Annotated in this window: 10 protein-coding genes; all 10 read left to right on the top strand. The window is 40.7% G+C overall.

Annotation, left to right across the window (positions count from 1 at the left end; genetic code table 11):
* The first annotated feature begins 142 nt into the window (after positions 1-142).
* The 10 genes from ACFFGV_RS00665 to mbcS all read left to right on the top strand — a co-directional run bounded on the left by ACFFGV_RS00665 (position 143) and on the right by mbcS (position 12718).
* On the top strand, positions 143-1012 hold the full coding sequence (locus ACFFGV_RS00665) for a DNA-3-methyladenine glycosylase family protein (protein ID WP_377344595.1): 870 nt from the start codon (positions 143-145) through the stop codon (positions 1010-1012).
* 422 nt (positions 1013-1434) lie between these two features.
* Complete coding sequence (locus tag ACFFGV_RS00660; RefSeq protein WP_377344594.1) at positions 1435-2592, top strand: glucose-1-phosphate adenylyltransferase; 1158 nt, start codon at positions 1435-1437, stop codon at positions 2590-2592.
* 268 nt (positions 2593-2860) lie between these two features.
* Positions 2861-4312, top strand: a complete 1452-nt coding sequence (glgA, locus tag ACFFGV_RS00655; RefSeq protein WP_377344593.1) for a glycogen synthase GlgA — start codon at positions 2861-2863, stop codon at positions 4310-4312.
* Entirely contained in the window at positions 4312-6738 is a 2427-nt protein-coding gene (locus tag ACFFGV_RS00650; RefSeq protein ID WP_377344591.1) for a glycogen/starch/alpha-glucan phosphorylase, read from the top strand. The genes glgA and ACFFGV_RS00650 overlap by 1 nt, the downstream gene beginning before the upstream one ends.
* Positions 6739-6859: 121 nt before the next feature.
* Entirely contained in the window at positions 6860-7303 is a 444-nt protein-coding gene (locus ACFFGV_RS00645; RefSeq protein ID WP_377344590.1) for an SRPBCC family protein, read from the top strand.
* A gap of 215 nt (positions 7304-7518) precedes the next feature.
* On the top strand, positions 7519-8367 hold the full coding sequence (locus ACFFGV_RS00640) for a YitT family protein (protein ID WP_377344588.1): 849 nt from the start codon (positions 7519-7521) through the stop codon (positions 8365-8367).
* 165 nt (positions 8368-8532) lie between these two features.
* Positions 8533-9216, top strand: coding sequence for a GntR family transcriptional regulator (locus ACFFGV_RS00635; protein ID WP_377344587.1), 684 nt, complete (start codon positions 8533-8535; stop codon positions 9214-9216).
* A 229-nt stretch (positions 9217-9445) separates the two neighbouring features.
* Complete coding sequence (locus ACFFGV_RS00630) at positions 9446-10093, top strand: YczE/YyaS/YitT family protein (protein ID WP_377344586.1); 648 nt, start codon at positions 9446-9448, stop codon at positions 10091-10093.
* Between the two features lie 161 nt (positions 10094-10254).
* Positions 10255-10893, top strand: a complete 639-nt coding sequence (locus ACFFGV_RS00625) for a YczE/YyaS/YitT family protein (protein WP_377344585.1) — start codon at positions 10255-10257, stop codon at positions 10891-10893.
* 241 nt (positions 10894-11134) lie between these two features.
* Positions 11135-12718 carry an acyl-CoA synthetase MbcS gene (gene mbcS, locus ACFFGV_RS00620; protein ID WP_377344584.1) on the top strand — a complete coding sequence of 528 codons (1584 nt, stop codon included), beginning with the start codon at positions 11135-11137 and terminating at the stop codon, positions 12716-12718.
* Positions 12719-12757 lie beyond the last annotated feature (39 nt).

Here is a 12757-nt window from a genome sequence, read left to right as displayed (position 1 = left end):
CACCTATTGATACGATTTGTCTCATTTCTCTCTTCCTTTTCTGGATGGCTTGTAAACCTCTACAGTCTAGCTTATGCTTTTACACACCACATGATTTCATGTTCTAATAGATATACGAAAAGACCGATGTGGAGGTTGTGCTATGTGGAAGGAAAAGGTGTCAGCAAATAGTTTTTACGACTTCGATTACACGTTGCTACGTTTTAATTTGGATCCTTTGTGTAAGCTGGACCGAGAGGAAAGATGGGTGGATGTCCCTGTTACCATAGAAGGATTGAATCATGTAGTACGAGTGCAAGCATTAGGAAGTACGGAAAATCCTTATTTTGAAATTATCGGGGACACTATTGAAGATAAGGAAAAGGTATTAGAGCATATCTTTCAGTTGTTTCAATTTGATCGTGATTTGGAGAAGGTTCATGAGCATTTTCAAGAAACAAATTTAGGACAATTGTTTCAATCGCACCCTGGAACACCAATTGTAAAGGATTTTCATCTGTATGATTGTTTGATGAAGGTGATTATTCATCAGCAGCTTAATATGAAATTTGCGTACACGTTAAGCACCCGTTTCGTTCAACAATATGGAGTGCATAAGGATGGAGTATGGTTTTATCCAACACCAGAAGTAGTAGCAGAGCTGCCATATGAAGCTCTTCGGGAGCTCCAATTCAGTCAGCGAAAAGCAGAGTATGTTATTGATACGTCACGTTTAATAGTAGATGGAGAATTAGATTTAACCAGTCTTTCCTATAAAACGGATGAAGAGGTGATGAACCGGTTGAAGAAGATTCGGGGAATTGGTCCTTGGACAGTAGAAAATTGGCTGATGTTTGGTGTAGGCAGAGAGGACATGTTCCCTAAAGCGGATATTGGTATCCAAAATGCTTTAAAGCTTTATTTTGGAATGGATAAAAAGCCATCAAAGGAACAAATGGAAGAATGGAGTACAGGCTGGAGTCCTTACCAGAGCTACGCATCTCTGACATTGTGGAGGAGTATAGAAGGTTAGCTTTTAGACGGAGAAAGTACAGCCTGTAGTGAAATCACCTGGTGATTGCCTGCCTGTACACTAGAAAACATTAGCGGAGCCAACAGCTCCTTCTTATGGGCGAATATATATTTTGATGAGTGCATGACACAAGGGAGTACCTTGTGTCTTTTTTTATGGTCGGCTGTGTGAGTTTAAGAGCAATATCCGATTCTTTAGGGTCTATTATTAAACCTTATAAACGCTCCCTTATTCCCAAACGTTTCTCCCACATAAGGAAGCAATAAATAAAGTTTTTAAAAAAAGGCATGTTTCTTCTCCAACAGAAATACACTTGGTAAAGAGTGAATTTTTATCTATAGGGAGCACTGACAAACACCGTTCCTTTCGGAGGAGGGGGCGTTTTTCTTTGTGTTCTGCTATACATAAGTGAGGTGTTGGAGATGGGTCAGCCAAATATGATTGCAATGCTACTGGCAGGTGGGGAAGGAAAGAGGCTAGGCGAATTAACCTCTCATATAGCAAAGCCTGTCGTTTCCTTTGGTGGCAAATATCGCATTATTGATTTTGCTCTAAGTAATTGTGCTAATTCTGGAATAGATACGATTGGGGTGTTAACTCAGTATGAGCCTCAGTTTTTGCATTCTTATGTTGGGGTTGGGGATGCATGGGATTTAAATCGCAGAAACAAGGGGTTGAGCATTCTACCCCCATACGTTCATCAGCAAGGCTCGAGCTGGTATAAGGGAACTGCACACGCCATGGAGCAGAATATTCCGTATATGGAACTGCAAAAGCCTACTCATGTACTGGTCCTATCTGGGGATCACATTTATCAAATGGATTATAGCAGTATGCTTGAGCATCATCAGCGAAGCGGTGCAGAGGTTACGATAGCTGGAGTGGAGGTTCCCATAGAGCAAGCTCCTCAATTCGGTATTATGCAAACAGATGAGAACGGATTTGTTGTTGATTTTAAAGAAAAGCCAGATCAACCGGCTAGCAGCCTTGCTTCCATGGGTGTGTATATATTTGAGTGGGAAACGCTGCGTGCTTATTTAAGTCAACATTCTAGCCGTGATTTTGGCAGGGATGTCATCCCAGCTCTGCTAGAGGATGAGAGGGAAGTGGGTACATTTACATTTAATGGCTATTGGCGAGATGTGGGAACAGTAGAAAGTCTGTGGCAGGCTAATATGGATTTATTAGAGGAGAAGTCAGGATTGGATTTAGGGGATAGGGATTGGAGAATTCGATCCGTCCCCCAACAGAAAATCCCTCAATATATTTCTGCTTCTGCATTTGTGAAGCAGTCTCTCATTACAGAAGGGTGTGAAATATACGGCAGTGTAACAGATAGTGTTGTTTCCACAGATTCATTTGTATCCGAAGGTAGTACTATTCAACAATCTGTACTCATGCCGCATTCTTATATTGGAAGTAACGCTACCATACAAAGAGCCATTATTGGAGAAGGCGCTGTTGTACCAGATGGAGCAGTAATTGGATCGGATACAGGAGAAATTACCGTCTGGTCTAATACGAAACAGCCAGTAACGATAACCTGTTCTAATGGATTAGGGTGGAGTAGAGGTAAGTAATAGCCTTGCAGTGAGAACAGTTCAATTCCTATAGCAATACGCTGTAAAACTAGTGTATATTACCGTCTTCATATGGATGGGATATCTATCATAAAAAAAGCATCATGAAACAAAATTGTAAGTTTTGAGCATACGTATTGGTCAAGCATCGTATTTTAGATAAGGGAGTGCCTATTTTTACTTGCAGAAAGGTCCGTAGATTCTGATTCACATGACAGATGGCTATAATGAGGGATATTTAGAATAACAATAAAGGGGAGTCTTATGGATGAACATATTGTTTGCAGCTGCTGAATGCGTACCATTTGTAAAAACAGGGGGACTCGGGGATGTTGTTGGTTCATTGCCACAGTCTCTTCAAAAGCAAGGAGTGGATGCACGGGTTATTCTGCCAAAATATAAAACAATCCCTGCGGAATACAAGGATCGAATGACATTGAAGTATTCTACTACTATATCATTGGGATGGAGGACACAGTCTTGTAAAGTCGAGGAGCTTATCGAGGATGGAGTCCATTATTACTTTATAGATAACCCATATTATTTTGGGCGGAATTATGTTTATGGCAATGCTACGCAGGTGTCTGAAGCGGAGAGATACGTTTTTTTTGTGAGAGCTATTTTAGAAGTTTTACCAGCCATTGGGTTTCAGCCTGACATCATTCATGCTCATGATTGGCAGACTGCTATTCTCCCGCTATTCTTACAGACTCATTATCAGAATCACCCATTCTATCTTCATACAAAGACCCTGTTTACAATCCATAATGTAAAATATCAGGGGATTTTTCCGAAAGAAGTGCTTGCGGACCTGTTGCAATTGGAAGAATGCTTCTTCACCCCTGAGAGAATAGAATATTATGGACAAGTGAATTTCATGAAAGCCGGGATCGTATATGCGGATAAACTTACAACTGTCAGTCACTCCTATGCTAAGGATATTCAGACGGAAGCGTTTGGGGAAGGACTGCACGGTGTCATTAAAGAACGGCAAAGAGACCTGCTTGGTATTCCGAGCGGTATTGATTATAAGCGCTACAATCCGTACGAGGATGCTTACCTTGCTGTAGCACGTGGAGTGTACGATTGGAAAGCTGAAAACAAACGCTATTTACAGCAGCGTTTACAATTACCTGTAAGAGAAGTACCTATGCTAGCACTTGTGACAAGGCTAGTATCTCAAAAGGGCATTGACTTAATACTAGCTTCTCTCCCTTATATTCTAGATAAGGATGTACAGTTAGTTATTCTTGGCAGGGGAGAACGCGATTATGAGCTGGAGCTGCTTGAGCAGGCGAGCCACTTTAAGCATAAATTATCGGTGAATATTGCTTTTGATGAAGCATTAGCACATCAATTGTATGGAGCGGCGGATTTATTCTTGATGCCTTCTTTATATGAACCTAGTGGCTTAAGCCATCTCATTGCTCTTCAATATGAAACCATCCCTGTTGTAAGGGAAACCGGTGGGTTAAAGGATACTGTTTTAAACTATGATGAGGATACAGGAGAAGGGAACGGCTTCACCTTCCGTGATTATTCTGTTCAGGGTCTTACAGAAGCGGTTGACAACGCTTTGGATTGCTTTCAGGACCCATTTGTATGGTGGAGAATTCATCAGAATGTGAGGAGGAGTGACTACAGCTGGGATCGATCGTCGCTTCGGTATAAAGCGTTGTATGACCAACTAGCTTTATTCTCTAAGGCGGTGACGTTGTAGTGTTCCATGATAAGGAAACCTTTAAAAAAGCCTATCTAGAACGCTTAATCAGTATGCATGGAAAAGGATTGGAGGAAACCACTCCTGCAGACCAATATTATACACTGGGTATGATGGTTCGGGAATACGTCAGTCGAAATTGGATTGCCACGAACAATCAATATCAGGTGAAGGATACAAAGCAAGTGTATTACCTATCACTGGAGTTCCTATTAGGAAAATTGCTCAAGAGCTATTTAATTAACTTGAATATACGTACGGTTTGTGAGGAAGGGTTCCAAGAGCTTGGGCTAGACTTAGAAAAGATAGAAGCCGAAGAGCCAGATGCAGGTCTTGGGAATGGAGGGCTTGGAAGATTAGCTGCAGATTTTCTCGATTCAATGGCTGCACTGCACTACCCAGGCCACGGTATGGGGATTCGGTATCGGTACGGCTTATTTGAGCAGAAAATAATTGACGGCTATCAAGTGGAGATACCAGATTATTGGCTTAGAGAGGGTAATGTGTGGGAAGTACGTAAATCAGACAAAACGGTAGAGGTGAGATTTGGGGGAGAAGTGATTACAAAGGAAATGGGGGATACCTTATCCTTTGACCATGTAAAGTACGAACCTGTTCTAGCAGTTCCATACGATATGCCTGTTATTGGGTATCACAACAAAACAGTAAATTCTCTAAGGCTATGGAATGCGGAATCGGCAATTAAAGATTACGATTTTGACCATATGCATAACCGCCATTATCATCAAATGATTGAGTATAAAAAATCTACTGAATCCATTTCCGAGTTTCTATACCCGGATGATTCTACGTTCGATGGTAAGCGGCTTCGCTTGAAGCAACAATATTTCTTGGTATCAGCCAGCCTGCAGACGATTCTAGCAAGATATAAACGACAGCATGAGGATATCGCTCACATGCCGGAGAAAATTGCGATTCATACAAATGATACGCATCCTGTGCTAGCAATACCGGAACTAATGCGGCTATTAATGGATCAGGAAGGCCTTGGCTGGGAAGAGGCCTGGGACATTACAACAAAGACCATATCTTATACCAATCACACTATATTATCTGAAGCGCTGGAATGCTGGGCAATTGAAGTGATGGCTCCCTTATTGCCTCGCATATTTATGATTATTGAGGAAATAAATGAACGCTATTGTCAGAAGCTTTGGGATCAGTACCCTGGAGAATGGGAAAAGATTAGAAGAATGGCGATAATCTCAGATGGCTACGTGCGTATGGCTCCTCTTGCTATTATTGGCTGTCATAGTGTGAACGGAGTATCTGCTCTTCATAGCACCATCCTTGTAGAGGATTTAATGAAGGAGTTCTACGAGGAAGAACCAGATAAATTTAATAATAAAACGAATGGAATTACGCATCGTAGATGGCTGATTGGTGCTAATCCTGGCTTAACAAACGTTATTACCGATGTTATTGGAGCGGGCTGGAAGTCATCTCCTAGCCAATTAAAACGGCTTATATCCTATAAAAACGATGCAGCTTTACAGCAAAGTGTGGCAAAGGTGAAGCTTGAAAATAAGGAAAAGCTTGCAGCTCTTATATGGAGAGATTACGGTATTAAAGTAGACACCTCTTCCATTTTCGATGTCCATATTAAACGGATTCATGCCTATAAACGCCAATTACTCAATGTATTTCACATTATGAACCTATATAAAAGAGTAAAGGAAAACCCCGACATTTCTATTACCCCGCGTACTTTCATTTTCGGTGGGAAGGCGGCACCTGGGTATCATTTAGCTAAAAGTATCGTCAAACTAATTCACACCATCGCAGAAGTAATCAATCATGATCCATCGATTCGTGATCAAATAAAGGTAGTATTCATTCGTAATTATGGAGTTTCCCACGCAGAATCTATTATTCCAGCAGCCGATGTTAGTGAGCAGATTTCTACAGCAAGTAAAGAAGCATCCGGAACAGGAAACATGAAATTTATGATGAATGGAGCACTTACCATCGGGACATTAGATGGGGCTAATATTGAGATAGCCCAAAAGGTAGGGGACGATCATATTTTCTTATTCGGGCTGCGGCCTGATGAAGTGCTGGATTATTATCAGCACGGAGGCTATCATGCTAGAGATATGTATAATCGAGATAAGCGAATACGGGTGATATTGGATCAGTTAATGAATGGAACCTTTGTGAAGGAGGATGTAGATTTTAAATCTATCTATTACAGCCTAATAGATTACGATGAATATTTTGTCCTAAAGGATTTTCCATCCTATGTCGATGCACAGCAAACAGTAGAACAATCCTATCAGCACACAGCATCCTGGTATGAGAAGAGTATTGTTAACATTGCTCATTCTGGTGCGTTTTCCAGTGATCAGACTATTAGTAGATATGCAAAGGAAATATGGGATTTGGAACCATTAAGAGTTCAATAAAACAAAAGCTCCCCCAGGGCAGGGGGAGCTTTATTGCGTTTGCACGTTGGATTATCTTTTTACTACAGAAAGAAGCGGGAATGATGTATTGTAGAATTATCTAGAAAAGGGAGCGATTTCAATGAGTGCATTTTCAGACCGTGTTCATATTGCAAGAACGAAAGAAGAGGTATTTGATTTTCTGACAAGCTTTGATAATGCTCAGACTATTATGCCGAATGTGGTAAAGAACGAAATACTGACAGAAGGACCGATGGGTGTAGGGACAAGGTTTAGAGAAACGCGAGAGATAAAAGGAAGAGAAGCTGCTTCTATTATAGAAATTACGGAATTTGATAAACCTAATACTTTCTCCGTACGAAGTGATGTAGATGGCTTATCGACGTTTTATCATTATACGTTAACGGATAAAGAGGGCGGTACTGAGGTGGATTTTGTTTGCAACATTGAGGCAGAGACTCTACGGATGAAGCTAGTTAAGCCTATTTTTAAACAAATTATGAAAAAGGAAGATGGCGATCATGTACAGAAAATGAAAGAAGCGATGGAAAAACAGGAATCATAATTTTTTAATAATGCTCAAGGGGACGCGGGTTATGTTCATAACCTTATAGCGTTCCCTTTTTTTTATGTGAAAGGTACAAATATTGCGACATTTCCAAACCAATGTAAAAAAAGTGTTGAGACGGTTTACAGACGTATAGAAGAGGTCTATAATCTCAGATTGTACTACAATTTTGGTCGACAATATGGAAACACTTTCAGCAAAGGAAGATGCTTATGTTAAAGAAATTATTATCTTTTTTCATTATTAATTTAGGGGTTTTTTGTGTAGCGGCAAATGTACACTTTTTCCTTTCCCCCAATAATCTTGCAACGGGTGGGATTAGTGGTTTATCCATTCTGATGAATGAAGTTTTTCCTGGTATGCCACTTGGCCTTGTTATGCTTATCCTTAATATTGTGTGCTTCTTGTTAGGGTTCATCTTCATCGGGTTTCAATTCGGGGTGAAGACCATTTATACAAGCTTTGCCGTTTCCTTTATGGTATGGGCATTAGAGGAATTTGCTCCGATGGAACAGCCACTCAGCGATGACATTCTCATTCAATTAATTATAGGGCAGGCCATTGCTGCAGCAGGTATAGCCATGGTATTCCATCAAGGCGCATCTACTGGTGGAACCGATATAATCGCGATGATACTCAACAAATTCTTCTCTATTGAGATGGGAAAAGCTGTGCTTTTTTCTGATATTGCCATTGCTGGTTCCTCCGTTCTAATCTTTGGTCCACAGGTAGGACTGTATGCTTTCTTCGGTGTCATTTTAAATGGTATTGTCATCGACTATGCGCTGCAGCAGCTCGAAGATAACAAGGAAATCGTTATTATTAGTAAGGAAAGCGAAGCTGTACGTTCCTTTATTGTTTATGAATTAGGGAAAGGCGCTACGATTCATGCAGCTAAAGGGGCTTACAACCATGATTCTAAAGAGGTAATTACTACGATATTAAAACGAAAAGACCTCAATCGCTTGAAGAAATATATTGGGGATATTGATCAGACAGCTTTCGTTACAGTTCATTCCATGCATGAAATTATTGGTCAAAATTTCAAAAGACTCGCGTAAGACCAGCTTACCAATCCTATCGTTAGATTAATCTGTTTAATAGGAAGCTAGGGAAAGGTTTGGTTTTGAAGATAGCAGTTAATTCAAGTCTACCAAAGGACGCTATACAGATATTTCAACAATAAGCATGAACAGAGCCAAGTAGAAAAGGATGGTTGAACATTCATGAGTCAGAGGAATTCAATGATAGAGTATGTCTATCAATCACTTAAGGATGCTATTCTATTTAGGAAAATTGCTCCGGGGACTCAGCTCGTGGAAAAGACGATTTCGGAAAAATTGTCCGTATCCAGAACGCCTATTCGTCACGCTGTATCCAAGTTACAGCAGGAGGGACTGGTAACTGTTATCCCTAATCGAGGAGCGTTTGTGGTCGAGCCAACTCTAGAGGAGATTCGACAGGCCTTCTATATGCGGAAAGAGCTGGAAACTATGGCGGCACGATTAACCATTACAAAGATGACGAATCAGCATCTAGATGAAATGAACGCCCTTGTGCAACAGGAGCGTATCACCTATGCGAAGCAGGATATTTTGAACTATATTCAAGTTAATAAATCATTCCACCTCTATCTTGCTCAGCATAGTGGAAATATGTTTCTAATGGAGTACATGGAACGGATATTAGATCAAACAAATGTTTATCTTCTATTGTACGATGTCTTTCAGGATGTCAATATGACACATAGTAAACGCTTTGTGGAGCACGAACAGTATATTGAGGCTATTCGCAATCAGGACATTGATCGTTTGTTGTATGTCATTGACTGGCATATTAACGGCAGCCTTCACTACATGCAAATGGATAAACCAACCTATTACTCGCTTGATAGTGTATTAGAAGCCTAATTCTATAGAGGGGGAAAAAGAAGCTCCCTATAGAGTTAGGCTTTATGTATGTTAGGCATCGTGTTCCTGTCACGATGTATATATTCTTTCATCTGTGTGACAGTATGAAGAAATTATTAAAAATAAAGCACCTATATTGACCGGTTTAAGGGCACCTAATAGAATGGCGTAGGATATTTTGATGTAACCGTAAAACGTATGTATTTAAAAGACAAAGGAGGGTGTTGTCATGCTATATAGAGGAACCATTTATCTTCTAGGAATGCTAGTCAATTTTTTCGGGGTTGCGCTACTCATTAGAGCGACGCTCGGTGCTGGATTTTGGACGGCGCTATTTGCTGGATTATCAGACACATTTGGTTTCACTGTAGGATTTTGGTATGCGATAGCGCAATTCGTTTTTATATTTGCAAATGCTGCTTTAATGAAACAACCGCCTGAAATACGGGCAATTGTACCGTTGGTTTTAGAAAGCCTCATCCTTGATTTTTGGCTAGAGATTGTATTTGGTTCCTTGAATTTGAGTACGGCTCCATTTGCAGTCCAAGTATTATTTATGATTACCGGTGTTACCCTTAGCGCAGTTGGAGTTGCCATTTATATATTGCCTCAGCTGCCAAGAGCACCAGTGGATCAATTGTTTCTTGCTATTTCCGGACGCTTTAACATTAGCTTGAGATTGAGCCAGACTCTCATAGCATCAACCACCTCTACATCTGCCTTTTTTATAGGAGGACCTGTTGGACTTGGAACGATGGCTGGGGTTCTGTTTGTTGGACCCATCATTCAATTTATGTACACTCGCTTTTATCCAATATATTATTTGCTGCATCCTAATTATCAAGCACGCTATGAACTGGCAGAAGCGTCGGAATAAGTCAGTAATGGGATTTAACAGAGATACGAAAAAAATGGCAATAAATATTTTGTGCACACGCATTGACCACTGCTGTGGCGGGGTTTAGAATGTGGTTTGCATTAGAAACGTTAGGTAGTAGCCTAAGGTTCAAAAAATCTTGAAGAAGGGAGGAGATCGTAATGTTGTATCGAGTTACGGTTTACCTTCTAGGTATGTTTATTAACTTCTTTGGTGTAGCTTTAATCATCAACGCCACGTTGGGAGCAGGTTTTTGGACCTCTTTTTTCATTGGGCTATCTGACAAGTTCGGGTTTACAGTAGGGTTATGGTATGGTATTTCTCAGTTTATTATCATCTTCATTAATGCCTGGCTCATGAAGCAAGGACCTGAATATCGTGCCATTATACCAGTATTACTGGAAAGTGTTATCCTGGACTTCTGGTTAGAATTCGTATTTGCCAGGGTGGATTTATCCTCTGCCCCTTTCTTATTCCAAATAGGAATTCTAATTACCGGTGTCATCATAGTGGGGCTTGGCGTGGCAGTCTATATATTACCACAATTCCCTCGTGCTCCAGTGGATCAGCTGTTCCTAGCAATTAGCAGTCGGTTTAACTTGAGTCTCCGCCTCGGTCAAACCATCGTTGCTGCAGTAATGGCATCAGCTGCCTTTCTCATTGGAGGACCAGTGGGTCTCGGAACACTTGCAGGCATCCTATTCCTAGGGCCAGCAATACAAATGTGGTACACAAGAGCGTACCCAATGTACTACCGATTCCATCCAGCATACCAGGATGAAACGGAAATTATTTCGTAACAGGACAGTTGGGGATAAATATTAATGATAGGTTTTTCTTTCACTTAAGGGAGCTATCCAGGAAAATAAGATAACTAGCATTATCAAAACCCTTTCATTAAATCTAAGCTGCTTTTCTTTCAAAGAAGAGCAGCTTTTTTAATGTGTCTTGGATGTTCTAAGGATAATATTTCAAAGTTTTTCGATAATTTGATAAAATGTAGGAGACGAGCCATTATTTTTTTACAAGGGAGCGATTTGTTTGAAGCGTGAGGATTTGATTGCACCAGAAATGTATAATGTAGTTCAGGAAGTGGAACGTTATGCCAATGATCCTGATCATATGGCATTGAAATGGGAAGATGATATGGGGAACTTCCGAGAAATTACATATCATAAGCTAATGAAAAATGCTAATAAAATTGGTAACGCTTTCAAAGCGCATGGTTTACAGCAAGGAGGTCGAATCCTTATTATGCTTCCGCGTTTGATTGAAACGTATGAGGTATATCTTGGGGCATTGAAGGCAGGATTAGTTGTTATTCCAAGCTCTGAGATGCTTCGGGCCAAAGACATTGAGTACCGAATTAATCATGGGGAAGTAAAGGCTGTAGTAAGCTATTACCCTTATGTGAAGGAGTTTGAGCATGTGGGCTCCATCGAAACAGTACAGAAATACGTAGTCGGCTATCATTCGGAAGGGTGGATGTTACTGGACTACGTGATGGATGAGCAATCACCTGACTTACAGATGGCTCCTACACAGCGGGAGGATATGGCGTTCATCTCCTACACTTCCGGTACTACCGGCAACCCTAAGGGAGTCGTTCATACCCACGGCTGGGGTTTTGCCCATTTAAAGACAGCAGCTGATAATTGGCTGGCTATAGAAGAGCGTGATACAGTTTGGGCGACAGCAGGGCCAGGATGGCAGAAGTGGATTTGGAGCCCATTTTTATCCGTTTTGGGGTCAGGAGCAACGGGGTTTATTTATCAAGGGAAGTTTGAGCCTGATAAATATTTATCCTTATTACAGAAATATGGAGTAAACGTTTTATGCTGTACTCCAACCGAATATCGCTTAATGGCTAAGCAGGATAATCTAGATAACTACGACTTGTCCGCCTTGCACAGTGCAGTATCAGCAGGAGAGCCTTTAAACAGGGAAGTTATTGACACTTTCCAGCGACATTTTCATATAACAGTAAGAGATGGATATGGACAAACAGAGAATACACTCCTCGTTGGTATAATGAAAGGAATGGATGTTAAACCAGGCTCAATGGGTAAACCGACTCCTGGTAATCAAGTTGAAATCATTGATGAGGAAGGTAACCCATTACCAAGCGGTGAAGTAGGCGATATAGCCGTTCATTTAGATACTCCAGCTCTTTTTAAGGAATACTTCAAAGATCCAGAAAGAACAAAAATGTCTCAGCGCGGTAATTATTATGTGACAGGAGACCAGGCCAAGATGGATGAAGATGGGTATTTCTGGTTCGAGGGCAGGAGCGATGATATTATTATCAGCTCTGGGTACACGATTGGACCGTTTGAAGTAGAGGATGCTCTTATCAAACATCCTTCCGTGCAAGAATGTGCGGTTGTAGCAAGTCCTGACGAAATTAGAGGTAGTGTAGTCAAAGCTTTTGTCGTTCTTCAGCCAAACGTAGAGACAGAGTATCAGAAACTGGTCTACGAATTGCAGAATCATGTCAAAGAGCTGACAGCTCCGTATAAATACCCGAGAAAGATTGAATTTATTGAAGAGCTGCCAAAAACAATCTCTGGTAAAATAAGAAGAATTGAGCTTCGAAACAAAGAAAAGCATTCATCTAATGCATAAGAAATTATCGTTAAAGAGGAAGGAGAGGTGTCTGGATAA

The organism is Pontibacillus salicampi, assembly GCF_042434395.1.
Lineage (GTDB): Bacteria > Bacillota > Bacilli > Bacillales > BH030062 > Pontibacillus > Pontibacillus salicampi.
The sequence above is the reverse complement of the archived record's forward strand: the minus strand, read 5'-3'. Positions and strand labels throughout refer to the sequence as shown.